Annotated in this window: 29 protein-coding genes; 14 read left to right on the forward strand and 15 right to left on the reverse strand. The window is 73.8% G+C overall.

The genetic code is table 11. The features are described from left to right. Positions 1-106 precede the first annotated feature (106 nt). The 4 genes from KSK32_RS18765 to KSK32_RS18780 form a co-directional block, all read right to left on the reverse strand. On the reverse strand, positions 107-808 hold the full coding sequence (locus KSK32_RS18765) for a TetR family transcriptional regulator (protein ID WP_216932377.1): 702 nt from the start codon (positions 806-808) through the stop codon (positions 107-109). Beyond that, entirely contained in the window at positions 747-1,229 is a 483-nt protein-coding gene (locus KSK32_RS18770; RefSeq protein WP_216932378.1) for a thiol-disulfide oxidoreductase DCC family protein, read from the reverse strand. The genes KSK32_RS18765 and KSK32_RS18770 overlap by 62 nt, the downstream gene beginning before the upstream one ends. After that, complete coding sequence (locus KSK32_RS18775; protein WP_216932379.1) at positions 1,226-1,663, reverse strand: hypothetical protein; 438 nt, start codon at positions 1,661-1,663, stop codon at positions 1,226-1,228. Before KSK32_RS18775 ends, KSK32_RS18770 begins: the two co-directional genes overlap by 4 nt. 121 nt (positions 1,664-1,784) lie before the next feature. Next, positions 1,785-3,239 (reverse strand): glycoside hydrolase family 3 protein, encoded by a 1,455-nt coding sequence (locus tag KSK32_RS18780; protein ID WP_216932380.1) that lies wholly within the window; start codon positions 3,237-3,239, stop codon positions 1,785-1,787. Positions 3,240-3,363: 124 nt separating this feature from the next. Between KSK32_RS18780 and KSK32_RS18785 the strand changes: the two genes are divergently transcribed. Beyond that, a complete protein-coding gene (locus KSK32_RS18785; RefSeq protein ID WP_216932381.1) occupies positions 3,364-4,569 on the forward strand; it encodes an ROK family transcriptional regulator in 1,206 nt (401 codons plus the stop codon). 85 nt (positions 4,570-4,654) lie between these two features. Here the strand turns inward: KSK32_RS18785 and KSK32_RS18790 are convergent, their stop codons facing one another. Further along, entirely contained in the window at positions 4,655-5,665 is a 1,011-nt protein-coding gene (locus KSK32_RS18790; RefSeq protein ID WP_216932382.1) for an ABC transporter permease subunit, read from the reverse strand. Then, entirely contained in the window at positions 5,662-6,666 is a 1,005-nt protein-coding gene (locus KSK32_RS18795) for an ABC transporter ATP-binding protein (protein ID WP_216932383.1), read from the reverse strand. Before KSK32_RS18795 ends, KSK32_RS18790 begins: the two co-directional genes overlap by 4 nt. Positions 6,667-6,798: 132 nt before the next feature. Here KSK32_RS18795 and KSK32_RS18800 point away from each other — a divergent pair, with 132 nt between their 5' ends. Continuing rightward, on the forward strand, positions 6,799-7,638 hold the full coding sequence (locus KSK32_RS18800; RefSeq protein WP_216932384.1) for an ABC transporter ATP-binding protein: 840 nt from the start codon (positions 6,799-6,801) through the stop codon (positions 7,636-7,638). A gap of 16 nt (positions 7,639-7,654) precedes the next feature. Then, the gene (locus KSK32_RS18805; protein ID WP_216932385.1) at positions 7,655-8,551 is read left to right on the forward strand and encodes a ribokinase; all 897 of its coding nucleotides are present in this window, start codon (positions 7,655-7,657) and stop codon (positions 8,549-8,551) included. Positions 8,552-8,596: 45 nt separating this feature from the next. Here the strand turns inward: KSK32_RS18805 and KSK32_RS18810 are convergent, their stop codons facing one another. The 3 genes from KSK32_RS18810 to KSK32_RS18820 form a co-directional block, all read right to left on the reverse strand. Further along, positions 8,597-9,361, reverse strand: coding sequence for a hypothetical protein (locus KSK32_RS18810; RefSeq protein WP_216932386.1), 765 nt, complete (start codon positions 9,359-9,361; stop codon positions 8,597-8,599). A gap of 75 nt (positions 9,362-9,436) precedes the next feature. Then, on the reverse strand, positions 9,437-9,802 hold the full coding sequence (locus KSK32_RS18815; RefSeq protein WP_216932387.1) for a hypothetical protein: 366 nt from the start codon (positions 9,800-9,802) through the stop codon (positions 9,437-9,439). Next, positions 9,799-10,281 carry a DUF6232 family protein gene (locus KSK32_RS18820; RefSeq protein WP_216932388.1) on the reverse strand — a complete coding sequence of 161 codons (483 nt, stop codon included), beginning with the start codon at positions 10,279-10,281 and terminating at the stop codon, positions 9,799-9,801. The genes KSK32_RS18815 and KSK32_RS18820 overlap by 4 nt, the downstream gene beginning before the upstream one ends. 58 nt (positions 10,282-10,339) lie before the next feature. Between KSK32_RS18820 and KSK32_RS18825 the strand changes: the two genes are divergently transcribed. After that, entirely contained in the window at positions 10,340-10,771 is a 432-nt protein-coding gene (locus tag KSK32_RS18825; RefSeq protein WP_216932389.1) for a nuclear transport factor 2 family protein, read from the forward strand. Here the strand turns inward: KSK32_RS18825 and KSK32_RS18830 are convergent. Beyond that, positions 10,717-11,271 (reverse strand): DUF6232 family protein, encoded by a 555-nt coding sequence (locus KSK32_RS18830; RefSeq protein WP_216932390.1) that lies wholly within the window; start codon positions 11,269-11,271, stop codon positions 10,717-10,719. The genes KSK32_RS18825 and KSK32_RS18830 overlap by 55 nt on opposite strands. Before the next feature lie 131 nt (positions 11,272-11,402). Between KSK32_RS18830 and KSK32_RS18835 the strand changes: the two genes are divergently transcribed. Further along, positions 11,403-12,176 carry an enoyl-CoA hydratase-related protein gene (locus tag KSK32_RS18835; RefSeq protein ID WP_216932391.1) on the forward strand — a complete coding sequence of 258 codons (774 nt, stop codon included), beginning with the start codon at positions 11,403-11,405 and terminating at the stop codon, positions 12,174-12,176. A 70-nt stretch (positions 12,177-12,246) separates the two neighbouring features. Further along, the gene (locus KSK32_RS18840) at positions 12,247-13,869 is read left to right on the forward strand and encodes an acetolactate synthase (protein ID WP_216932392.1); all 1,623 of its coding nucleotides are present in this window, start codon (positions 12,247-12,249) and stop codon (positions 13,867-13,869) included. 19 nt (positions 13,870-13,888) lie between these two features. Here the strand turns inward: KSK32_RS18840 and KSK32_RS18845 are convergent, their stop codons facing one another. The 3 genes from KSK32_RS18845 to KSK32_RS18855 are packed head-to-tail and all read right to left on the reverse strand — an operon-like array spanning position 13,889 to position 14,996. Then, a complete protein-coding gene (locus tag KSK32_RS18845; RefSeq protein WP_216932393.1) occupies positions 13,889-14,287 on the reverse strand; it encodes a PLD nuclease N-terminal domain-containing protein in 399 nt (132 codons plus the stop codon). Positions 14,288-14,313: 26 nt separating this feature from the next. Further along, the gene (locus KSK32_RS18850) at positions 14,314-14,613 is read right to left on the reverse strand and encodes a DUF202 domain-containing protein (protein ID WP_216932394.1); all 300 of its coding nucleotides are present in this window, start codon (positions 14,611-14,613) and stop codon (positions 14,314-14,316) included. Continuing rightward, positions 14,610-14,996, reverse strand: coding sequence for a YidH family protein (locus tag KSK32_RS18855; protein WP_216932395.1), 387 nt, complete (start codon positions 14,994-14,996; stop codon positions 14,610-14,612). The genes KSK32_RS18850 and KSK32_RS18855 overlap by 4 nt, the downstream gene beginning before the upstream one ends. Positions 14,997-15,037: 41 nt before the next feature. Here KSK32_RS18855 and KSK32_RS18860 point away from each other — a divergent pair, with 41 nt between their 5' ends. The 4 genes from KSK32_RS18860 (at position 15,038) to KSK32_RS18875 (ending at position 18,170) form a co-directional block, all read left to right on the forward strand. Beyond that, the gene (locus KSK32_RS18860; RefSeq protein WP_216932396.1) at positions 15,038-15,835 is read left to right on the forward strand and encodes a GNAT family N-acetyltransferase; all 798 of its coding nucleotides are present in this window, start codon (positions 15,038-15,040) and stop codon (positions 15,833-15,835) included. A gap of 2 nt (positions 15,836-15,837) precedes the next feature. After that, positions 15,838-16,242, forward strand: coding sequence for a hypothetical protein (locus KSK32_RS18865; RefSeq protein WP_216932397.1), 405 nt, complete (start codon positions 15,838-15,840; stop codon positions 16,240-16,242). A 176-nt stretch (positions 16,243-16,418) separates the two neighbouring features. Continuing rightward, positions 16,419-17,198 (forward strand): electron transfer flavoprotein subunit beta/FixA family protein, encoded by a 780-nt coding sequence (locus tag KSK32_RS18870; protein WP_018786224.1) that lies wholly within the window; start codon positions 16,419-16,421, stop codon positions 17,196-17,198. A 12-nt stretch (positions 17,199-17,210) separates the two neighbouring features. After that, the gene (locus KSK32_RS18875; protein ID WP_216932398.1) at positions 17,211-18,170 is read left to right on the forward strand and encodes an electron transfer flavoprotein subunit alpha/FixB family protein; all 960 of its coding nucleotides are present in this window, start codon (positions 17,211-17,213) and stop codon (positions 18,168-18,170) included. 96 nt (positions 18,171-18,266) lie between these two features. Here the strand turns inward: KSK32_RS18875 and KSK32_RS18880 are convergent, their stop codons facing one another. Together KSK32_RS18880 and KSK32_RS18885 are read right to left on the reverse strand one after the other, a co-directional pair. Next, entirely contained in the window at positions 18,267-19,040 is a 774-nt protein-coding gene (locus KSK32_RS18880; protein WP_216932399.1) for an anti-sigma factor, read from the reverse strand. After that, positions 18,994-19,599, reverse strand: a complete 606-nt coding sequence (locus KSK32_RS18885; RefSeq protein WP_216932400.1) for an RNA polymerase sigma factor — start codon at positions 19,597-19,599, stop codon at positions 18,994-18,996. The genes KSK32_RS18880 and KSK32_RS18885 overlap by 47 nt, the downstream gene beginning before the upstream one ends. Positions 19,600-19,839: 240 nt before the next feature. On the opposite strand from KSK32_RS18885, the gene KSK32_RS18890 reads away from it, so the two are divergent. The 4 genes from KSK32_RS18890 to mnmA all read left to right on the forward strand — a co-directional run bounded on the left by KSK32_RS18890 (position 19,840) and on the right by mnmA (position 23,719). After that, positions 19,840-20,673: a DUF4397 domain-containing protein gene (locus KSK32_RS18890; RefSeq protein ID WP_216932401.1), complete on the forward strand. Its 834-nt coding sequence runs from the start codon at positions 19,840-19,842 to the stop codon at positions 20,671-20,673. Then, positions 20,670-21,335, forward strand: a complete 666-nt coding sequence (locus tag KSK32_RS18895; RefSeq protein WP_216932402.1) for a class F sortase — start codon at positions 20,670-20,672, stop codon at positions 21,333-21,335. The genes KSK32_RS18890 and KSK32_RS18895 overlap by 4 nt, the downstream gene beginning before the upstream one ends. Before the next feature lie 97 nt (positions 21,336-21,432). Next, positions 21,433-22,608 (forward strand): cysteine desulfurase family protein, encoded by a 1,176-nt coding sequence (locus KSK32_RS18900; protein WP_216932403.1) that lies wholly within the window; start codon positions 21,433-21,435, stop codon positions 22,606-22,608. Positions 22,609-22,645: 37 nt separating this feature from the next. Next, complete coding sequence (gene mnmA, locus KSK32_RS18905; RefSeq protein ID WP_216932404.1) at positions 22,646-23,719, forward strand: tRNA 2-thiouridine(34) synthase MnmA; 1,074 nt, start codon at positions 22,646-22,648, stop codon at positions 23,717-23,719. The last annotated feature ends 12 nt before the right edge of the window (positions 23,720-23,731 follow it).

The following is a 23,731-nucleotide window of genomic DNA, read 5'->3' on the forward strand; positions in this document are numbered from 1 at the left end:
CCGACATCGGTAACGCTATGTGTTAGTCCGATGGTGAACAAGGGGTGGGTTACTGTCCGGTTACGGACTCTCACCTGCGCAATCGCACGGCTGTGCGTTACCGGAGTCAGTGACGCAGTGTGTGGATCAGGGCGAGCGCCTGCCGGGTGACCGGCCGCAGCGCGCGCAGCCGGGACAGCCCCACCAGCCGGTCCACGAGCGGCACCACGCCGTCGATGAGCTGCCGGGTCTTGACCTGCCCCTCCGAGCGGTCGTGCACCCAGTAGAGCACCACACCCATGTAGCCGAGCCAGAGCAGCTCGGGCAGTGCCTCGCGCAGCTCGTCGTCGAGCTTGACGGTGGAGCCGGTGAGCGCCTCGCGGAACAGCGCGATCGACATGTCCCGGGGCGCCGACGACTCGGCGGAGAACGGGCTGAGCGGCGAGGTCGGCTCGGCCGCCGTCTTGAAGAAGGCGCCCGCGAACGTGTGGTACGGGCTCAGCACGTCGACGCCCGCGTGCAGCACCCCGGCCAGTCGCGCGCCGAAGTCCCGTTCCCGGGCGAGCACCGGCGCGGCCGCCTCCCGGTGCTCGCGCTGGGTGCCCGCGTAGAACTCCTGGACCAGGTGCTCCTTGGAACCGAAGTAGTAGTAGGCGTTGCCCACCGCCACGCCCGCCTCCTGGGCGACCGCGCGCATCGTCGTCCGCGCGTATCCACGCTCGCGGAACAGCCGCATCGCGGTGTCCAGGATCAGCTGGCGGGTCTGCTCACCCCGGGCCGTCGACCCCTGCCCACCCGCAGCGGTCGTCGGCGCACTCTGCTCGGTCATCGTCGTCACCGTATCCCGGTTCCCGGATCCGCTCGCGGACCGCGGAGGCCGCCGCCACCACCCGCCGGGCCAGCGGCAGCAGGTGCGGGCGGGCCAGCCGTTCGGCAGTACCGCGGTGCTCGGCGAGCGCCCAGAGGCAGGCGAACCAGGCGCCGTCGCCGCGGTAGACCGCGCCGGTGTCGGCCACCACTGTGAGGTCGCGCAGTGTGGCGTCGTGGTCCAGCCCGGGGAAGCGCCGCCGGGCCTCGGCGGACCCGGCCGGCACGAACTCCAGCGGTACGAGCTGGGCGCGGGAGGCGAGCCACCGCCGGGCGGCCCGGCACATCGGGCAGTCCGCGTCGAACAGGACGGTGAACCCGCGGATCCCACCGGCCCCGTGCCCGGTGGGATCCGGTCGGCGCCCGCCCGGGGCCGACGTCACCGGGCCGGCGGGTTCGGACCAGCCGCCGGTACGGGCCCGCCCTGCGGCGGGAGCATTCCGACCGGCGGCAGCGGCGGGTGGACGGCCTGCTGGCGCAGGCGGCCGCGCCGGTAGCGGCCGAGCGCGAAGACGTTGAAGAAGTGCAGCGCACCCAGCACCAGCAGGACCAGCCCCACCTTCATGGAGAGCTGCTCCAGGGCCTGGCTGGTGTCGCCGACCGGATCGGACTCCTTCATCGCCACCGTGACGTAGCCGAGGTTGAGCAGGTAGAAGCCGACCACCAGCAGGCTGTTGACCGCCTCGGCCAGCCGGCTGTCCGCGAACACCTCCTCGAGAAACACCAGGCCGTTGCGGGACAACGCCCGCGCCACCCAGATGGTGAGGCCGATGCTCACCGTCAGGTAGGCCAGGTACATCCAGACCTTCACGTCCATCCCCGTCGCCTCTCTTGAACATGTTCAAATCCCGGACGCGCTGAGCGTACGACAGAATTTGAACGCGTTCAAGAGACCGGCCCGCCGCCCGTCGGGGCAGCGGGCCGGATCGGGCGTGCGGTCAGGCGGTCAGGCCGAGCACCTCGGCCGCGGCCCGCCCGTTGGCGTGGCTGGCGCCGTGGGTGGCCACGAAGGCCCCCGCGCCCGCCGGCCGCCAGACGCCCGGCCAGCCCATCTCGACCACCATCACCTGATGCGTGGCGGCCAGCGCCTCGACCAGCTCGCGCGCGCCGGGCAGCCGGTGCAGATGCCGTCCGACCAGCACGACCGGGCGGTCTCCGGCGAGCCGCCGCAACTCCTCCGGGTCGGTCTCGCCCGCCACGGCACGGGCCTGCTCGACCCCGCCGGCCAGGTGCGGGCCGAGCCCCCAGGGCACCCGCCCCTCGGCGATGGTGGAGGTGGCGTGCACCTGCACCACGAGGGGCGCGGTGTCGCGGGTGAGGTCGCCCTCGACGCGTACCGCCCGCAGCGCGGCGGCGTAGCCGAGGCCGTCGACGGCTGGGCGCGGGGCGTCGGCGGGGCCGGTGGCGGCCGCGAGCGCGGCGGTGCGGCCGGCGGCCTCCTCGACCCGCTCGCGCGCCAGCCGGCCGTCGGCGATCGCCGCGACGATCTCGGCCGCGACCGACTCGACCAGCTCGGCGTCGACCCGGGCACCGATGCACAGCAGGTCCGCGCCGGCGGCCAGGGCCCGGACCGCGCCCGCGCCGACGCCGCCGGCGGCGAGCACCGCGCCCTTCATCTCCAGCGCGTCGGTGACGATCGCTCCGGTGAACCCGTACTCTCCGCGCAGCAGGTCGTGCAGGACCGCGCGGCTGAACGTGGCCGGGCCGTCGCCGGTCAGTGCCGGCACCCGGATGTGCGCGGTCATCACCGCGCGGACGCCCGCGTCGACGACTGCGGCGAACGGCGGCAGGTCACGGTCCCGCAGGACGGCCGGCGGCACGTCGACGGTGGGCAGCTCGTGGTGGGAGTCGGCGACGGTGGCGCCGTGCCCGGGGAAGTGCTTGGCGCAGGCGGCCACGCCGGTCGACTGGAGACCGGCGACGGCGGCGGCCGAGTGGACGGCGACCCGCTTCGGGTCCGCCCCGAACGAGCGGGTGCCGATCACCGGGTTCTCGTCGGCGGTGTTCACGTCGACGGTGGGCGCCAGGTCGACTGTGACGCCGAGGGCGGCCAGCTCCGCGCCGATCGCCGCGTACACCTGACGGGTGAGGCCGGGGTCGTCCACCGCGCCGAGCGCGGCGTTTCCGGGGTACGGGCTTCCGGTGGCGTGCGCCAGCCGGGTGACGTCGCCGCCCTCCTCGTCGATCGCGACGATCACGTCGGGGCGGCCGGCGCGCAGCGCCGCCGTGGACGCCGCCACCTGGGCCGGGTCGTGGATGTTGGTGCCGAACAGGGTGTGCCCGGCGAGCCCTTCGGCGAGCAGGTCGACCGCCCAGTCCGGCGGGACCGGTCCCGGGTACGCGGCCAGCAGCGTGCCCAGCGCGAGCCGGCGCAGTCCTGGATCCAGACCCACGAGTATCCCCTTTCCCTGCCGGGTCGTCCGACCTCTGCGGATGGGGGTGGCCGATACGCTAACGGGCACCCCTCGGCAGGCGTTTTGTGGTTAGAAAACTTTACTGAAAATTGAGGACGTTGGCATGAGTGCGACCCGGCTGCCCGGCACCCCCCGACTCCTGCGGGCGCTCAACGATCGTGCGGCGCTGGAGCTGCTGCTCGAACGCGGCCCGCTGACCCGGGCCCGGATCGGTGAGCTGACCGGGCTGTCCAAGGTCACCGCGTCCCAGCTCGTCGAGCGGCTGGAGGAGCGCGGCCTGGTCGCCCGGGTCGGTGAGCAGGCCGGCGGGCGGGGCCCGAACGCGCAGCTCTACGCCGTCCGGCCGAGCAGTGCGTACGTGGTCGGCGTGGAGGTGGGCGCGGAACGGGTGGTGGCGGCTTGCGCCGACATCACCGGCACGGTGGCCGGCCGGGTCGAGCAGTCCACGAAGGACACCGACGACCCGGTCGGCGTGGTGCACAACGCGGTGGTCCAGGCGGCCAGCAGCGCCGGGGCGGAGCTGTCCGCCGTCCGGCGGGTCGTGCTCGGCACCCCCGGCCTGGTCGACCCGCAGACCGGCGACATCACCTTCGCGTTCAACCTGCCGCGCTGGCACAGCGGCCTGCTCGCCGCGCTGCGCGAGGATCTCGACACCCCTGTGGTGTTCGAGAACGACGTGAACCTCGCGGCGGTGGCCGAGGCGCAGTCCGGTGCCGCCCGCGGCACCGCCGACTTCGTGCTGGTCTGGGTGGACGCGGGCGTCGGCCTGGCGATCATGCTGGGCGGCCGGCTGCACCACGGGAGCAGCGGCGCGGCCGGCGAGATCGGCTACCTGCCGGTGCCCGGCGCGCCCATCCCGCGCGACGTGTCCAAGCGGGCCAAACCGGCGTTCCAGCAGCTCGTCGGCGCCGACGCGGTGCGCGCGGTGGCCGCCGAGCACGGCTTCGCCAGCCCGGAGACGGCCGAGCAGGGCGTCGCGGCGGCCCGGGCCGCCGAGGTGGTACGCGCTGCCATCGCCGCCGGCACCGCCGGCGGGCCGATGCTCGACGAGCTGGCGCGGCGGCTGGCGCTCGGTGTGGCGAGCACCTGCGTGGTGCTGGACCCGCCACTCGTGGTGCTCGCCGGGGCGGTCGGGCAGGCGGGCGGGGCGGCGCTGGCCGAACGGGTGCAGCACGAGGTCGCCGCGATCACGCTCGTGCGGCCCCGGGTGGTGACCACCGGGCTTACCGAGGAGCCGATCCTGCGCGGCGCGCTGCGGACCGCGCTGGACGCCGTACGCGACGAGGTGTTCGGCTCGACGGTCGGCTGACCGCGTCCTGAACCCTGGCGCCATGTGAAGGAATCCTTCATCATGGCGCCAGGGTTCGCAAGGAGTTGCCGGAACGTGACTCCGGTCAGATCAGGTCGCGGCGGCGGAACACGGTGAACGCGGCGGCCACCAGCGCGCCGGTGAGCCCGAGCAGCACCACCAGGCCCGACATCCAGGTCAGCGTGTAGGAGCCGTCGCAGAAGCCGGAGATCCCGGGGCCGCAGGCGTTGCTGTCCCACAGCCGCACCTCACCGGACAGCCAGGCCGCCAGATAGCTGGACAGCATGTACCGGTCCGGCCGGCCGACCTCCAGGATCTGGAACACCAGCCGCGCCCCCAGCTCCCACACCACCACGTACGCGGCCACCGTGCCGAGCGCCGCCGACGTGTGCCGGCCCAGCGTGGCGACGGCGAACCCCAGCGCCGCGGCGAGCAGCACCAGCATCAGCCCGCGTACCCAGATCGCCGCCAGCGACGGCCAGAAGTCGCCGCCGGTCCGCCCGACCAGGCCGGACGCCTGGCCGATCAACCAGAACGCCCCGAGGTACGCCGCCGACGCCAGCACCGACAGGCCGAGCAGGCCACCCAGCAGCGTGCCCAGCTTCGCGGCGAGCACTGCCGGCCGCCGGGGCCGCCACAGCAGCAGGTTGACCACGCCACCCGAGTTGAGGTCGGCCCCGATGTAGGAGGCGCCGACCAGGAACCCGAACAGCGTCAGGAACGCGATCAGGAAGTAGAGCAGCGGCTCGGCCTCCTTGGCGAAGACGAACACGCCGCTGAGGTAGTCGGCCGCGCTCGGCAGATCCTCGATCTGGGCCGGGTCGATCTGGGCGCAGTCACGCGGCAGGTAGTCGTTCTCGCCCGGCGGGAGCGAGCCCTCGCGGATCCGCAGGCAGCGGTCGTACGTCATCTCCATCTGGCGCACGTTCTCCGCCGCCTGGGCCTGCGCCCGGCTCAGCTCCGCGGGGCCGGGCCGGTGCGAACCGGCGAGCGTGGTCACCACCGTCACCGCGAAGGCGGCAGCCAGCAGCACCACCATGAGCTGCACGAAGCGCCGGGCGGCCAGCCGCTCCAGCTCGGCACGGACCAGGTTCACGCGTCCACCCCCCGGCTCTCCCGGACGTCGAGATCGATCACTCCGTCGCTCGGCGGCGCCCCGTCGACCTGCCGCGGCACCGCCACGTGCTCGTGGCCGCCGGTCAGCTCCAGGAAGACGCTCTCCAGGTCCGGCCGGAGCGGGACCAGCTCGCGTACCCACAAGCCCTGCTCGCCGAGCGTCCGGCTGATCGTCTCCGGATCCTCCACACCGGTCACCACCAGGTGGTCCGGCGCGGCCGCCACCGACAGGCCGGCCCGGCCCAGCAGCTGCCCGGCCTGCTCCGGGTCGGCCACCCGGACCCGCCACTGGTGCTGGTCGAAGCCGGCCAGCACCTCCTCCACCGGCCCGTATGCGACCCGCCGGCCCCGGCTCACGATCGTCACGTGGTCACAGATCAACTGGATCTCGGCGAGGATGTGGCTGGACAGCAGCACCGTCACCCCGGCCTCGGCCAGCGACCGGGTCAGATCACGCATCTCCCGGATGCCGGCCGGGTCCAGCCCGTTCGCCGGTTCGTCCAGGATCAGCAGCTCCGGGTTCTTCAGCAGGGCCGACGCGACCGCCAGCCGCTGCTTCATGCCCAGCGAGTAGCCCTTGACCCGCTCGTCGCCCCGGTCGCGCAGCCCGACCTGTTCCAGCACCTCGTCCACCCGGGCGGTCGGCACACCCCCGGCCAGCGCCAGCAGCCGCAGCGTCCGGTGCGCGGTGAAGTTGGCGAAGAACTGCGGGCTCTCCACGATCGCGCCGACCCGGCCGGCCACGTCCGGCAGGTGCTCGGGTGACTCGGCACCCAGCACGCGCATCCGCCCGGCGTCCGGCCGGACCAGCCCCAGCAGCGCACGCAGCGTGGTGGTCTTCCCGGACCCGTTCGGCCCCAGGAAACCGTGCACCTGACCCGCCTCGACCAGCATGTCGAAGCCGTCGACGGCGACCCGGCGCCCCTGGCGCAGCGTGTGGAACGTCTTGCGGAGGCCGGCGATCTCGATGACCGCGCTCATCCGCGCGCCTCCCGGCAGCGGTCGGGCATGGGTGTCCTTCCGGAAGCGGTGACCAACGACACGGCGCCCCACCCTATGGCGGCGGCGCCGCCCGTGGGGGGCGCCCGGCCGGGTGCGTGATTGGATGGAGCGGTGACTGGTGACCTGATCCCCGGCGCCCCGGGCGCCCCCGCCCCCTCGACCGTGGACGCGGATCTGGTGGTCAGCCTCGACGGGGTGGGCGTCAAGCGTTCCGGTACCGCGCTGGTGCACGACGTCGACTGGCGGGTCGAGCTGGACGAACGGTGGGTGGTGCTCGGGCCGAACGGCGCGGGCAAGACCACGCTGCTCAACCTGGCCGCCGGCCGGCTGCACCCGACCAGCGGCGTCGCGCACGTGCTCGGCGAGCGCATCGGCCGTACCGACGTCAACGAGCTGCGTACCCGCATCGGCCTGTCCACCGCGACGCTCGCCGAGCGGATCCCCGCCGACGAGCGGGTCGTCGACGTGGTGGTGACCGCGGCCTGGTCGGTGGTCGGCCGCTGGCGGGAGAGCTACGACCGCACCGACGAGGCACGCGCCGCCGCGCTGCTGCGCCAGCTCGGCGTCGGCCACCTCACCGACCGCGCGTACGGCACGCTGTCCGAGGGTGAGCGCAAGCGCGTCCAGATCGCCCGCGCCCTGATGACCGACCCGGAGCTGCTGCTGCTCGACGAGCCCGCCGCCGGGCTCGACCTGGGCGGGCGCGAGGACCTGGTGGCCCGGCTGGCCGAGCTGGCGTACGACCCGGACGCGCCGGCCATGGTGCTGGTCACGCACCACGTCGAGGAGATCCCACCGGGCTTCACCCACGCGCTGCTGCTGCGCGAGGGTGGCGTGGTGGCGCAGGGCCTGCTCGCCGACGTGCTCACCGCCGACAACCTGTCGAAGGCGTTCGGCCTGCCGCTGGTGGTGACGCGGTCCGGCGACCGCTGGGCCGCCCGCGCGGCCTGAGCGACGGGACCACACCGTGCCGCAGACCCGGATCGCCGTCGTCGGCAGCGCCAACATGGACCTGGTCGGCATCGGCGCCGCGCTGCCCCGGCCCGGTGAGACGGTGCTGGGCGACGACTTCGTCATGCTGCCCGGCGGCAAGGGCGCCAACCAGGCGGTCGCCGCGGTACGCGCCGGCGCGTCCTGCGTCTTCCTCGGCGCGATCGGCTCGGACTCGTTCGGCGTGACGCTGCGGGCCCGGATGACAGCGGCCGGCGTGGACACCGGCCACCTGCGGGTGGTCTACGGCCCGTCCGGCGTCGCGCTCGTGATGGTCGGCGGTGCGGGAGAGAACGCCATCCTGGTCACCCCCGGGGCGAACGCCGCGTTCACGTCGCCGACCGCGGACGAGCTGTCCGCCGTACGCGATGCGGATGTGCTGGTCGCGCAGCTGGAGGTGCCGGTCGAGACGGTGACCGAGGCGGCGCTGGCGGCCCGGTCCGCGGGCACCCGGGTGGTGCTCAACGCCGCGCCGGCCCGGCCGGTGCCGGCCGAGCTGCTGGCGGCCACCGACCTGCTCGTGGTGAACGAGCCGGAGGCGCAGGCGCTGACCGGCCGCGGCCGGGACGAGCCGGCGGCGCTGCTCGACCTGGTGCCCCGGGCGGTGCTCACGCTCGGCGGCGACGGCGCCTGGTACGTCGACCGGGAGCGGCCGCCGGCGCACGTGCCCGCGGTGCCGGTGGACGTGGTCGACTCGACCGCCGCCGGGGACGCGTTCACCGCCGCGCTCGCCGTGGCCTGGGGCGAGGGGCGGAACCTGGCCGACGCGGTGCGCTGGGCGGCGGCCGCCGGTGCGGCATGCGTGCGCAAACTCGGCGCCTCGGTGGCGCTGCCGCACCGCGCGGAGATCGACGAGCTGTACCCCGGCGGTTAAGAAGGGCCCCTTCCACTACCGGAGGCGTTAAGAAGGTGCCCTTCCTTACACCTCGTCGGTGAGGCGCTCGCCGCGTCGGCGCAGCATGCCGAGCCCGGGGATGCCGGCGACGGCTAGCTTGAGGTCGCGCGTGACGTCCAGCAGGTCGTGCAGGTCCGGGCCGACCCGGTCCAGCGTGGCCAGGATCGGCAGCACGTCCGAGGTGAGATGGTCCTTGAGCTTCGGCAACTCGTCCACGAGCCGGATCGCGGCGGTCACCTCCTCCGGGCTGAGCTGCTCCACGAAACGGGCCGCCATCGGCGCGGCCCGGCGCAGCGTCGCCTCGTACGCGGCCAGCAGCTCGTTCGCGACGCCCGTCGCCTTCTCGGCGGTCGCCAGCGTGCCCGCCGCCCGCGTGGTCACCGTCTCCGCCTCGATCACCACGCCGGCCGCCGTCCGGGCCACCCGGTCGGCCTCCACCACGACTGTGGCCGCCGCCTCGGAGACCCGCTGCGCCTCGCCGACCACGACCGCGGCCGCGGCGGCCACCTCGGTCGCCGTGTCGATCGCCGCGGTGGCGGCGGCGCTGAGAACCGCCACCTCGGCCACCGCCGTCTCCGCGTCGGTGAGCACCCGGTCGGTGCGGTCGAGCGTGCCCTCGATCCGGTCCACCACCCCGTCGATCCGCCGCACCAGCGCCTCCACCTGGTCGAGGACGGCGAAGGCACGAGCGGGCACCGAGGCCACCGTGACGGCCGAGCCGAGCGCCTGATCCAGTGCGGAACGGGTGAGGCCGAGCACGGCGCCGGGCCGGGGGAGTGGGATCGCCATGAGGACCAGTGTGCGGCGTGCCGGCCAGTGCCGCCGAGCGACGGCGGCGCGGCGCCGTCCACGCCGGTCCCGGTGCTAGGACCGGGCCACCCGCAGCGCCCACCAGATCAGCGGCACCTGCATCGGCAGCCGTCCGTAGGCGATCGCCCGCCGGGCCGGCCGGCGACGACGCCAGTCCCAGGCCATCTGCACGTTGGCCGGCAGCACCGCGACGAACAGGGCCGCCGCGGCCAGGCCACCGCGCCGGCGGGTGGCCGGATGCGCCACCGCGGCTGCCACGGCAAGCTCGGCGGCACCCGAGGCGTACGTCCAGAAGCGGGCCGGGCCGGGTAGCGCACGCGGCACGATCGGGTCGTAGAGGCCGGGCCGGACCAGGTGGGTGACGCCGGCGGTGGCGAGTAGCCCGGCCAGCGCCAGTGCCTCGCCGTCGCGGTGGGTCATCGTCTGTCTCCCTGCTGCTCGACGGCGCGTTGCACGGCCCGGTAGATCTGCCCAAACCGTAGCGCGTCGGGCGTACGGACCAGCATCGTCTCCCGGCCGTGGTGCTGCACCCACAGTTCGTGCACCCGGTTGCCGCGCTCGTAGGAGCGGTCCAGCCAGCCGAGCGGCACCTCCAGGAACGGGGTGAGCGCCAGCCCCGCCACCACGAACGCGGCCAGGATGATCAGAGCGAGCTTCCACTCGCCCCGGTCCTGCGCGGACCAGGCCAGCGAGAGCACGCAGACCACCGCGACGAGCGGTGGCAGCGACAGCAGCAGGACCAGCACCCCGCGGCCCAGCACCCGTCCCCGGACGGCGAGTGTGGTGGTGCCGCGCGCGTGCCAGACGTACGTGACGTCGGCGAGCGCGACGGCCTGGCCGCCCGCGTGGATCGCCTCCGAGGTGACCTGCACGGCGTCGTCCCGGTAATAGAGGACCATGAATCAGCCTAACCGCGCGGGGCGGCGTCGGCGATCGCGCGCCGGTAGGGTGGCGGGCATGACGGACCGGAGCGGGGCGCGGAAGGCCGGCGACGAGCAGGCGCGCAACGTCGAGGTGGTCAAGCGCTATCTGCGCACCTTCGTCACGAAGGACCTGACCGAGCTGGCCGACGTGGTCGACGAGGACGTGGAGGTCTACGGCTCCGGCACGGCGGTACGCGGCCGGCGCTACCCCGAGGCAGCCGTCTCCGCACCCGGCCTCACAGTGCTCGACCAGGAGATCCGGGAGATCTTCGCGGCCGGCGACCGGGTGGTGGTGTCGCTGGCGCAGACGTACCGGCGGGACGCGACCGGGGCGACGGCGGTGCAGAGCGCCTGCAAGATGTACCGCCTGGCCGGTGGCCGGATCGTGCAGTTCTGGGGTGAGCAGGACACCTACGGCCTGTTGCGCGGGCTCGGCCTGCTGCCGGACGAGCCGATCACGTTCTGAGCGGGCCCGGGACGACCCGGCCGGGGCGCCGGACGACCCGGCGCGGACGACAGGCTCTCCATCGCCCGCTGCACCGCCCGGTAGACCTGGCCGAAACGCATCGCGTCGCGGGTGTGCAGCAGCCGCACCGGCCGGCCCCGCCACTGCGCCCACATCTCCATCTCCCGGCTGCCCCGGGCGTAGGAGCGGTCCAGGTGCTCGAAGAGGAAGTCCGCGAGCGGCCCGACCGCGAGGCCGGCCAGCACCGAGACCCCGACGATGGCGATGGTGACCACCGCCGAGCGCTGGAGCCACACGGCCAGCGCGATGCCCAGCACGGCGGCCACCAGCGGCCCGGCGAGCGCGGCCCCGATCGCGCCGCGTCCGGCGAGCACCCGCCAGGAGCGGTCGCCCCGCCGGTGCCACACACTGGTCAGCTCGGTCAGCGGGTAGCTGCGCCCGTCCACCCGTATCGCGGTGGAGGTGACCTGGACGGAGCGGTCGTCGTAGTAGGTGATCATGGCCTCACTCCCGGTGGCGGGGCGGCGGCGACTCCGGCGGCGACCCGGGGAGTCGCCGACACCACACTGTCTACCCCAACGAGGCGAGTCGTAAGGTTGGCACGCGACTTCGACGAGGAAGTGAGGGCAGCGTGGGCGAGTTCGTCAGGCTGGAAGTGAAGGACGGCGTCGGCACCATCCGGCTGGAGCGGCCGCCGATGAACGCGCTCAACACCCAGGTGCAGGAGGAGTTGCGCGCCGCCGCGTCGGCGGCCACCGCCGACGCCGAGGTCCGCGCCGTGATCGTGTACGGCGGCGAGAAGGTCTTCGCGGCCGGCGCGGACATCAAGGAGATGGCCGACATGTCCTACGTGGACATGGCGGAGCGTGCGGCCGATCTGTCCAGCGCGCTCGGCGCGATCGCCCGCATCCCCAAGCCGGTCGTCGCCGCGATCACCGGGTACGCGCTCGGCGGCGGTTGCGAGCTGGCGCTGGCCTGCGACTGGCGGATCGTCGCCGAGGACGCCAAGCTCGGCCAGCCGGAGATCAAGCTCGGCATCATCCCGGGTGCCGGTGGCACCCAGCGGCTGGCCCGTCTGGTCGGCCCGGCCCGCGCCAAGGATCTGATCATGACCGGGCGGATGGTGGACGCCGCCGAGGCGCTGCGGATCGGCCTGGCCGACCGGGTGGTCCCGGCCGCCGAGGTCTACGACGCCGCGGTGGCGTACGTGAAGCCGTTCCTGACCGGGCCGGTGCAGGCGCTGCGCGCGGCGAAGGTGGCCGTCGACGGCGGTCTGGACATGGACCTCACCTCCGGCCTGGCCTGGGAGAGTCAGCTCTTCGCGGCGCTGTTCGCCACCGACGACCGGCGCGAGGGCATGGCCGCGTTCGTGGAGAAGCGCAAGCCGGGCTTCACCGGCCGCTGACGCGAGGGCTGTTCACATCCGCTGTACCGGCCAGTAGCGTGACCCCGGTCGGTCGACGAAGGGGAATGGCATGACGGAGCGGATCGAGGGCCACGGCGGCGATCTGGCACTCGCGGCACTACGCGCGCACGGCGTACGGGAGATGTTCACGCTCTCCGGCGGGCACGTCTTCCCGCTCTACGACGCCGCGCACAAGGAGGGTTTCCCCCTCTACGACGTGCGGCACGAGCAGTCCGCCGTGTTCGCCGCCGAGGCGGTGGCCAAGCTCCAGCGCCGCCCGGGCCTGGCCGTGCTCACCGCCGGGCCCGGCGTCACCAACGGGGTCTCCGGCCTGACCAGCGCGTTCTTCAACGCCTCGCCGGTGCTGGTGCTCGGTGGGCGGGCACCGCAGTTCCGCTGGGGCTCGGGCAGCCTCCAGGAGATGGACCACCTGCCGCTCGTCGCGCCGGTGACCAAGCACGCCGAGACGGTGTTCAGCGCCGACGACATCCCGCGCGCGGTGTCGGCGGCGCTGACCACCGCGCTCACCCCCCACCGCGGCCCGGTCTTCCTGGACTTCCCGCTGGAGGCGGTCTTCTCCGTCGGTGCCACCGGCCTGCCGGCGGTCACGCCGCCGGCGCCGATCGAGCCGGACCCGGACGAGGTGGCGAAGGCGGCCGGGCTGATCGCGGGCGCGTCCCGGCCGGTGATCATCGCCGGCTCCGACGTGTACGCGGGCGACGCCGTCGAGGCGCTGCGCGCCGCCGCCGAGTCGCTGCGGGTGCCGGTGTTCACCAACGGCATGGGCCGGGGTGCGCTGCCGCCGGATCATCCGCTCGCCTTCGCCAAGGCCCGCCGCGTCGCGCTCAAGGGCGCCGACGTGGTCGTGGTGATCGGCACCCCGCTGGACTTCCGGCTCTCCTTCGGCGACTTCGGCGACGCGCAGGTGGTGCACGTCGTGGACGCGCCCAGCCAGCGCGCCGGGCACGTGCAGCCGGCCGCCGCGCCGGCCGGTGACCTGCGGCTGATCCTCGGCGCGTTCGCCGACCACACCGGTGACCGGGCCGACCACGCCGACTGGATCGCCGAGCTGCGGACCGCCGAGGACGCGGCGAAGACCCGCGACGCGGAGGAGATGGCGGCCGAGAGCGACCCGATCCGCCCGGCCCGCATCTACGGCGAGCTGCGCAGGGTGCTCGCCCCGGACGCCATCACCATCGGCGACGGCGGCGACTTCGTGTCGTACGCCGGACGGTACCTGGAGCCGGCCCAGCCCGGCACCTGGCTCGACCCCGGCCCGTACGGGTGCCTCGGCACCGGCATGGGCTATGCCATGGGCGCCCGGGTCAGCCACCCGGACCGGCAGATCTGCGTGCTGATGGGCGACGGCGCGGCCGGCTTCTCGCTGATGGACGTGGAGTCGCTGGTCCGGCAGAAGCTGCCGGTGGTGATCGTGGTCGGCAACAACGGCATCTGGGGGCTGGAGAAGCACCCGATGCGGGCGATGTACGGCTACGACGTGGCCGCCGACCTCCAGCCCGGCCTGCGCTACGACAAGGTGGTCGAGGCGCTCGGCGGCGCGGGCGAGACGGTGGAGAAGGCCACCGACCTCGGGCCCGCGCTGGCGCGCGCGTTCGACTCGGGCGTGCCGTACCTGGTGAACGTGTTGACCGACCCCGCGGACGCGTACCCCCGTTCGTCGAACCTGGCCTGAGCGCGGCCCGTGGCGCGTCTCAGACCTCGGGGCGGTCCCGGTCGTCGGGGCGGTCGCGTAGATCCTCCTCGCGGCGGCGCAGGTCCTCCTCCCACAGGCGCAGGCGTTCCTGGTCCTCGCGGCGGGAGCGCTCGTCGATCGAGGCGAGGAAGTCCGGGTCGTCGTCCGGTGCGAGCGGGCGGCGGGCCGGAGCGGTGGGCCGGGTCGTGCCGGTGACGCCGGCGGTCCCGGCCGGGCGCTCGCGGCCCACGAGGAACCAGGCGATCGAGCCGATCAGCGGGAAGAAGAGAATGATCAGCACCCAGATCATCCGGGGCAGCGCCCTGACCTTCTCCTCGTCGGCGGAGAGGCAGCTGATCAGCGCGAACACGGCGAGGACGATCTGGACCAGGAAGAGCAGCACGTAGAGGCGGGCCATGACTCATGATGGCGCACCGCCGCACGTCAGCGCACCCCGCCGAGCACGTGCGCCACACCGAGCACCGCCAGTCCGGCCGCGCCGAGCGCGGTCAGCGGCACCGACCAGCGGTCGAGCCGGCGCGATCCCGTGCCGGTGGCCCGGTGCCACGCCACCACCAGCACGGCGAGCCAGACCAGTACCGCGACGCCGGCCGTCGCCGCGTCCGCGGCCCGGCCGCCGAACGCGGGCCGGAGCTGGAGCAGCAGCACCGCGGTGAACGTGAGCAGCGTCCGCCGCCAGGCCAGCCGGGTGCGCTCGGGTTGCAGGCCGGGGTCACGGGTCACCGCGCGCCGCCCAGCAGCACGGCGGCCACCAGCAGCAGCGCGCCGACCGCGACGACGAGCGCGAGGACGGCCGGGAAGCGGGACGCGGGCAACTCCTCGTTCAGCCGCATGGCGCGTTCGGTGCGCGCCCAGTGGTCGACCGCCCGGATCGAGACGGCGGCGCCGAGCAGCAGCAGCGCGACCGCGAGCACCTCACGCAGGTGGGCCAGGCGCAGCGGCGGGAGGAACTGCGCCGCGGCCAGCCCGCCCGCCACCAGCGCGAGACCTGTTCGCAGCCAGGCCAGGAACGTCCGTTCGTTCGCCAGCGAGAAGCGGTAGTCCGGCGGGGTGCCGACCGAACGCAGCTCACGCGGGTCGAACCAGTTTTTGATCGACTCCCACACGCTGCCGATTATCCGCTTTGCCCCGCGCCTAGCCTGGGGGGATGACCGATCTTGACGCGCGCGGGCTGCGCGACGCCTACGACAGCCAGATCCGACCGGAGCTGCCGGACCCGCTGCCGGCCGGGGTGACAGTGGAGCGCGACGGTCCGCTGTTCCGTGTGCTCGGGCTCGACCACCGCGGCTTCCTGACGTACCGGACGCTCGACGGTCTGGCCGGCGCCGAGCTGGACGCGCTGATCGCCCGGCAGGTCGAGGTCTTCCGGGCCCGGGGCGAGTCGGTCGAGTGGAAGGCGGCCGGTCACGACGAGCCGGCCGACCTGGGCGACCGGCTGCGCGCCGCCGGGTTCGTGCCGGAGGACCAGGAGACCGTCGTGGTCGGCCCGGTCGCGCCGCTCGCCGCCGCCGTCCCGGTGCTCCCCGAGGGGGTGCGCCTGCGCGAGGTCACCAGCCGGGCCGACCTGGAGCGGATCGCCGCGATGGAGGAGGAGGTCTGGCACGACGACCGCAGCCACCTGGTGTACGGGCTGCTCCGCGAGATCGAGGCGGACCCGCAGTCGATCACGATCGTGGTGGCGGAGGCGGGGGAGACGGTGATCAGCGCCGGTTGGATCCGCTACCAGCGGGGCACCGGCTTCGCCAGCCTCTGGGGCGGCTCGACGCTGCCGCAGTGGCGCCGGAAGGGCGTCTACCGGGCGCTCGTGGCCTACCGGGCGCGGCTGGCGCAGCAGCGCGGCAAGACGTTGCTACAGGTGGACTGCTCGCCGGACAGCCGCCCCATCCTGGAGCGGCTCGGGCTCGTTGCGGTCACCACCGCCACGGCCTACGTCTACACTCCGTGATCATGGAACGGTTGACGGCGGACGAGCGGCTCACCCTGAAGACCGGCGCGTTCGGTGCCGTGTTCCTGGTCTCCAACGCCGTACCCGGGGTGCTGGCCATGGTGCGGGAGAGCTTCGCCGCCTCCGGCGCGCTCGCCGAGGTTGGGGGCGTGGTGAAGGAGGCGCTGACCACCGGGCCGCTGCCGCAACTCCCCCGGGACTCGGTCCTGGAGGTCGAGTCGATGGTGCTGCCCGCGCTGGCCCGGTCGGTGGAGATCCTGCGCGCCAAGTCGCCGGGCGACGTCGGGACGTACCGGTCGGTGGTGCTGGCCGCGGCGGAGCGGGTGGCGCAGGCGCACCGGGGGATCGAGCCGGCCGAGGCGGCGGCGATCGAGAAGATCCGGCATGCGCTGGCCGAGGCGTCGTGACGGTGGTGAGTTGGGTCACTCCGGGCCGCCGGGGTGACCATGCTACTTGCGGGTAACATTGCCCCGTGGGGAAGTGCACAGCAACCCGCGGTTGACCCACGTTGCGTCACGCGGGAGGCTGCGCCCGTGACCGGGCGAGTGATCGCTACACCAAACAGGAGGGTCGTCGAAGCGCGATGAACATCGTCGTACTCGTCAAGCAGGTGCCCGATTCGGGCGCGGACCGCAACCTGCGTTCTGACGACAACACCGTCGACCGCGGCTCGGCGAACAACGTCATCAACGAGATGGACGAGTACGCCATCGAAGAGGCGTTGAAGATCAAGGAGGCGCACGGCGGCGAGGTCACCATCCTGACCATGGGTCCGGACCGGGCGACCGAGTCGATCCGCAAGGCGCTCTCCATGGGCCCGGACAAGGCCGTCCACGTGGTGGACGACGCCCTGCACGGCTCCTGCGCGGTGGCCACCTCGAAGGTGCTCGCCGCCGCCCTCGGGCAGCTGGGCGCCGACCTGGTCATCTGCGGCGCCGAGTCGACCGACGGCCGGGTCCAGGTCATGCCGCACATGATCGCCGAGCGGCTGGGCGTGGCCGCCCTGACCGGCGCGCGCAAGCTCACCGTCGACGGGTCCGCCCTGACCGTCGAGCGGCAGACCGAGGAGGGCTACGAGGTGGTCACCGCCTCGACCCCGGCCGTGGTCTCCGTCTGGGACACCATCAACGAGCCGCGCTACCCGTCCTTCAAGGGCATCATGGCCGCCAAGAAGAAGCCGGTGCAGACGCTCTCCCTGGGCGACCTGGGCGTGGCCCCGGCCGAGGTGGGCTTCGACGGCGCCACCAGCGCCGTGGTGGAGCACTCCAAGCGCCCGCCGCGCTCCGGCGGCGAGAAGATCACCGACGAGGGCGAGGGCGGCGTGAAGCTGGTCGAGTTCCTCGCCACCGAGAAGTTCGTGTGAGAGGTCACTGACATGTCTGAGGTTCTCGTCGTCGTCGAAGCCACCCGGGAGTTCGGCGTCAAGAAGGTCACCCTCGAGATGCTCACCCTCGCCCGCGAGCTGGGCACCCCGAGCGCCGTCGTCCTCGGTGGCGCCGGCGCCGCCGAGGCGCTGAGCGCCAAGCTCGGCGAGTACGGCGCGGAAAAGATCTACGCCGCCGAGGGCGAGGAGATCGACGGCTACCTGGTGGCCCCCAAGGCGACTGTGGTCGCCGAGCTGGTCAAGCGCATCCAGCCCGCCGCCGTGCTGCTGGCCTCCTCGCAGGAGGGCAAGGAGATCGCCGCCCGCCTCGCGGTCAAGCTGGACAACGGCATCCTGACCGACGTGGTCGGCCTGGCCGCCGACGGCACCGCCACCCAGGTGGCGTTCGCCGGCTCCACCATCGTCAAGTCCAAGGTCACCAAGGGCCTGCCGCTGGTCACCGTCCGGCCGAACTCGCTCAACCCGGCCCCGGCCGCGGCCACCCCGGCGGTCGAGCAGCTCACCGTGTCGGTCACCGACGCGGACAAGCTCGCCAAGGTCGTCGAGCGGGTCGCCGAGCAGAAGGGCTCCCGCCCCGAGCTGACCGAGGCGTCGGTGGTCGTCTCCGGCGGTCGCGGTGTCGGCAACGCCGACAACTTCAAGCTGGTCGAGGAGATGGCCGACCTGCTCGGTGGCGCGGTCGGCGCGTCCCGCGCGGCAGTCGACTCCGGCTACTACCCGCACCAGTTCCAGGTGGGCCAGACCGGCAAGACGGTCTCCCCGCAGCTCTACGTCGCGCTGGGCATCTCCGGTGCGATCCAGCACCGGGCCGGTATGCAGACCTCGAAGACCATCGTCGCGGTGAACAAGGACGCCGAGGCGCCGATCTTCGAGCTGGCCGACTACGGCGTGGTCGGCGACCTGTTCAAGGTCGTTCCGCAGGCCGCCGAGGAGATCCGCAAGCGCAAGTGAGTGTCGCGTGAAGAAGGCCGCCGCCCGGTGCACCGGGCGGCGGCCTTTCTCGTAGGGAGCTGATCGGCGGGCCGGGGAGCTGAGCCGGCCCGCCGATCAGCCCGTCAGGGTGCCCCTCAGCAGGCTGTCGCCGGAGTGGCCGGGCTTGTTGTCGTACTGCTCCGCGCTGACGTCGACCACGGTGTAGGTACGCAGGTCGACGTTCGGGGGAATCGGCAGCAGCGCGTCCCCTGATCCGTTGCTCAGCGTACCCACGGAGAACATATCCATCGTGTTCGGATCGATCAGCCAGACCTCGTAGTACCCCGGAACGGTCGGGAGATTCGCCACGTGCAGATGCAATCGGTGGTCGCCGAGCACCCGGGCGTCGCCGGAGGCGTCCTTCGGCGTCGTACCGAACGCGGCGAGCGGCGCGGTGGCCAGCACCGGTGGCTGCGGATCGGCCGGCTCGCCGCCGCCACCGCCGAGCACCGCGGCGGTGCCGGCCACGCCGATCACCGCGGCGGCGGTGGCGGTGACCGCAGTGGTCGCCCACCCCGGCCAGCGCCGGCTCCGACGCGGACGACGTGTCACGACGGGTACGGCGGCCGGCTCCACCGGGTCGGCCGGGCGCGGCAGGCGCCTGTCGGTCAGCGCCGGCAGCTCCTCGGCGGCCCGGATCTCGGCCACGATGCCCTGCCAGATGTGCTCCGGCGGGTCGGGCAGCTCGGCCAGGCCCTGGGTGCCCGCGCCGAGCCCGGCGACGTGCTGGAGCGTCTCCATCTCGCTCCGGCAGTGGTCGCAGGTGTCCAGATGGGTGGCCTCGCCGTCAGCCGCCTCGCTCTCACCGAGCGCCAGAAAGACCAGCCGGTCGTGGTCCAGGTGCTGCACCGTCCACCTCCCATCTGCGTTTCAGGCTCTGCATGCCGCGTCTGATGTGACTCTTGACCGTGCCGAGCGGCACTCCGGTCACCGCGGCGATCTGCTGGTGTGTCAGGTCGTCGTAGAACGCCAGCTCGAGCATCCGGCGCTGTTCGTCGGGGAGCCGGGCCAGCTCGTCGGCGACCACCAGCCGGTCGACCACGGTGTCCGGGTCGGGGCCGGTGGAGACCGGTTCCGGCAGTTGCTTCACCGTCTCGACCACCCGGGTCTCCCGGGCCGTGGCCCGGATCCGGTCGACCACCTTGCGCCGCCCGATCCCGAGCAGCCAGCCGACCAGTGAGCCTTTCGCCGGGTCGAACGTCTCCCGGCCGAGCCAGGCGGCGACGAACGTCGCCTGGGTCACGTCCTCGGCGTCGCTGCGGTTCACGAGCGTCGTGGTGGCCAGGTGCAGCACCGCTCGGCCGAACCTGTCGTACGCCTCTCGCAGGGCCGCCTCGTCGCCGTCGCGGAACCGGGTGGCGAGGTCGTCCTCGCCCGGCGGTTCGGGGCCCTGCCTCGCCGCCGTCACCGGGCGGCTCGCCTTCCGTGGGGCATGCCCGACTGTAACTCCCACAGCCACCGCCCCACTCTCCCGGTGTGTCCGTCACGACCCTCGTCACCTCTCCTTCGTCGCCGGAGCCGCCGGCGGATGCGCCCGGAGACGGGGAAAAGAAATCCGATCCGGGCGCATCCGGGGGCGACGGAGCCGGCGTAACCCGTTCTGCAAGCCAGGCCTGACGAATCAGCATCAACCACCAGGAGGCAGACAATGCAGTACGCGATGTTCCGTCGGGTCGCCGCGGGCGGCGCGGTGGCCGCCCTCACCTTCGCCGGCGTCGGCGCCGCCACCATGAGCCCGGCCTACGCCGCCTCGTCGAAGGTCTCCGTGGTCCACGGCATTCCGGACACCCCGGTCGACGTGTACGTCAACGGCGAGAAGACGCTGAACAACTTCAAGCCCGGCGACGTCGCCGGCCCGCTCACCCTGCCCGAGGGGGACTACGACATCGCCCTGACCAAGCCGGGTGAGGCGATCGACAAGGCGATCCTGAAGGTGGACGACGCCGCGGTGCCGGGCGGGGCGAACATCAGCCTCGCCGCCCACCTGAGCGCCGACGGCAACCCGCAGATCACCCCGTTCGTCAACGACGTGTCCAAGGTGGGCGCCGGCAAGGCCCGGCTGATCGTCCGGCACACCGCCGCGGCCCCGGCCGTCGACGTGCGGGCCGGCGGCAAGCCGGTCTTCGAGAACCTGACCAACCCGAAGGAGGCCAAGGCGGACGTGGCCGCCGGCTCGGTCAAGGCGGACGTGGTGCTCGCCGGTACCGACACCGTCGCCATCGGCCCGGCCGACCTGAACCTGAAGGAGGGCACCGCCACCATCGTCTACGCGATCGGCTCGGCCGAGGCCGAGAACCTGAGCGTGGTCGCCCAGACCATCAGCGGCCTGCACTCGGCGCCGGGCGGCGTGCCCAGCGGCACCGGCGGCCAGGCCGGCACCGGCGTGGACACCTGGTGGTACGTGCTGGCCGGGGCCGGCGTGCTGCTCCTGGTCGGCGGCGGGGCGCGGGTGGCGGCAACCGCCCGGGCCGGTCGCCGGTGACGGTGCGCAACCGCGGGGCGCTGGCGGCGATGGCCGCCGGCGCCGCCGCGCTCACCCTGGCGACTGTGGTGGCGTGCGGCTCCGAGCCCGCCGAGGACGTCGGCGGCGACGAGGTGGCGGCCCTGTCCGGCGCCACGCCCACGGCGGCGCCGTCGGCGACCGGCCGCGGCGTGGTCCCGGTGAACCCGGGCACGCTGCCGGCCGACAGCGAGATCGTGCCGCCGGTGAAGCTGAGCATCCCGCCGATCCGGGTGACCGCCACCGTCAACCCGGTGGGCGTCAACGAGCGCACCGACGAGTTCGAGGTGCCGCCCAGCGTGGACCAGGTCGGCTGGTACCGCTACGGCCCGGGCCTGGAGACCGACACCGGCTCGGTGGTGATCGCCGGGCACGTGGACAGCGCCGAGCAGGGCAAGGGGGCGTTCTTCCGGCTGCGTGAGCTGGGCCAGGGGGACAAGCTCACCGCCACCGGCTCGGACGGCCGCGAGCGCTCCTACCGGGTGGTGGCCCGGGAGGAGTACCGGAAGTCGAAGATCCCGCTGGAGCGGTACTTCGCGCGCGACGGCAAGCCCCGCCTCACGCTTATCACCTGCGGCGGGCCGTTCGACGCGAAGACCCGTAGCTACCGGGACAACATCGTGGTCACGGCCGTTCCCGCGTGATCGTGGCGGTGCCGCGTGAGCGGGCCGGACCGCCCCGGGTGGGACGGGGCGGTCCGGCCCCCGGTGCCGGGTACGCAGGCCGTTAGGCTGAACCGTGATGGCATATCTTGATCACGCGGCGACGACCCCGATGCTGGACGAGGCACTCGAGGCGTACGTCGCTGTCGCCCGCGAGGTCGGCAACGCCTCGTCGCTGCACGCGGCGGGTCGCCGGGCCCGGCGGCGGGTGGAGGAGTCCCGCGAGCGGGTGGCCGCCGCGCTGGGCGCCCGCCCCTCCGAGGTGATCTTCACCGGCGGCGGCACGGAGAGCGACAACCTCGCCGTGAAGGGCGTCTTCTGGGCTCGTCGCGCCGCCCGCGCCGACCGGGTCCGGGTGGTCTCCAGCGCGGTCGAGCACCACGCCGTCCTCGACGCGGTGGACTGGCTGGTCGAGCACGAGGGCGCGCAGGCCGGCCGGCTTCCGGTCGACGCGGCCGGGCGGCTCGATCCGCAGCGCCTACGCGCCGAGCTGGCCGAGCACGGCGAGCACGTCGCGGTGGTCACCGCCATGTGGGCGAACAACGAGGTGGGCACCGTGCAGCCGGTGGCCGAGCTGGCCACCGTCGCCGCCGAGCACGGGGTGCCGTTCCACACCGACGCCATCCAGGCGGTCGGGCAGGTGCCTGTCGACTTCGCCGCCAGCGGCGTGTCGGCGCTCACCGTGACCGGGCACAAGCTCGGCGGCCCGGCCGGCGTGGGCGCGCTGCTGCTGGCCCGCGACGTGGCGGCCACCCCGCTGCTGCACGGCGGCGGCCAGGAGCGCGACGTCCGCTCCGGGACGCTGGACACCGCGGGCATCGTGGCGTTCGCGGTCGCCGTGGAGAGCGCGGTCAAGGGGCAGCAGGAGTACGCCGCCCGGGTCGCCGCGCTCCGCGACGAGCTGGTCGAGCGGGTCCGGCAGGCCGTCCCCGAGGTGATCTTCAACGGCGACCCGGCCGACCGGCTCCCCGGCAACGCGCACTTCTCCTTCCCGGGCTGCGAGGGGGACGCGCTGCTGCTGCTCCTGGACGCCCAGGGCATCGCCTGCTCGACCGGGTCGGCCTGCTCCGCCGGGGTGGCCCAGCCCTCGCACGTGCTGCTGGCCATGGGCGCCGACGACGACCGGGCCCGGTCCTCGCTGCGCTTCACGCTCGGGCACACGAGCACCGGCGCGGACGTGGACGCGCTGATCGCCGCGCTGCCGGCCGCGGTGGAGCGGGCCCGCCGCGCGGCCGCCCTCCGGACGCCCCGCTGATCCGGATACCCTCGGTGAGGACGAGGGGAGTGGGCCGGTGAGGGTTCTGGCGGCGATGTCGGGCGGGGTGGACTCCGCCGTCGCGGCGGCACGGGCGGTGGAGGCCGGGCACGACGTGACGGGCGTGCACCTGGCCCTGGCCCGTAACCCGCAGACGTACCGCACCGGCGCCCGGGGCTGCTGCACGCTGGAGGACTCCCGGGACGCCCGGCGGGCCGCCGACGTGCTCGGCATCCCCTTCTACGTGTGGGACATGGCCGACCGGTTCCACGACGACGTGGTGGACGACTTCGTGGCCGAGTACGCCGCCGGGCGTACCCCGAATCCCTGCCTGCGCTGCAACGAGAAGATCAAGTTCGCGGCGGTGCTGGACCGGGCCGTCGCCCTGGGCTTCGACGCGGTGGTGACCGGCCACCACGCCCGACTCGGCGCGGACGGCCTGCTGCGGCGCAGCGTCGACGCGGCCAAGGACCAGTCGTACGTGCTGGCGGTGCTGACCCGCGCGCAGCTCGACCGGTCGGTCTTCCCGCTCGGCGACTCGACCAAGGCCGAGGTGCGCGCGGAGGCCGCCCGGCGCGGTCTCGCCGTGGCCGACAAGCCGGACTCGCACGACATCTGCTTCATCGCCGACGGCGACACCCGCGGCTTCCTCGCCGAGCGGCTCGGCGAGGCGCCGGGCCAGGTGGTGGACGCGCTCACCGGCGCGGTGGTGGGCAGCCACAGCGGCGCCTACCAGTACACCGTCGGGCAGCGGCGCGGCCTGCACCTGGACCGCCCGGCGCCGGACGGACGCCCCCGCTACGTGCTGTCCATCACGCCGACGACGAACACGGTGACGGTCGGCCCGGCCGAGGCGCTGGAGGTCTCCGACGTGCGCGCCACCCGGCCGGTGTGGACCGGCGGTCCGCGCCCGGACGGGCCGGTCGAGTGCGAGGTGCAGCTCCGGGCGCACGGCGACGTGGTGCCGGCCGCCGTCGAGGTGGGCGCCGACGGACTGCGGGCGTCGCTGCGCCGCCCGGTCCGGGGCGTGGCCGCCGGCCAGGCGATCGTGGCCTACCGGCCGGACCCGGCCGGCGACGTGGTCCTCGGTTCCGCCACCATCACCGGCTGACACCGGGCCGCG

It is taken from the genome of Micromonospora sp. WMMB482, assembly GCF_019038635.1.
Taxonomy (GTDB): Bacteria; Actinomycetota; Actinomycetes; order Mycobacteriales; family Micromonosporaceae; genus Micromonospora; species Micromonospora marina.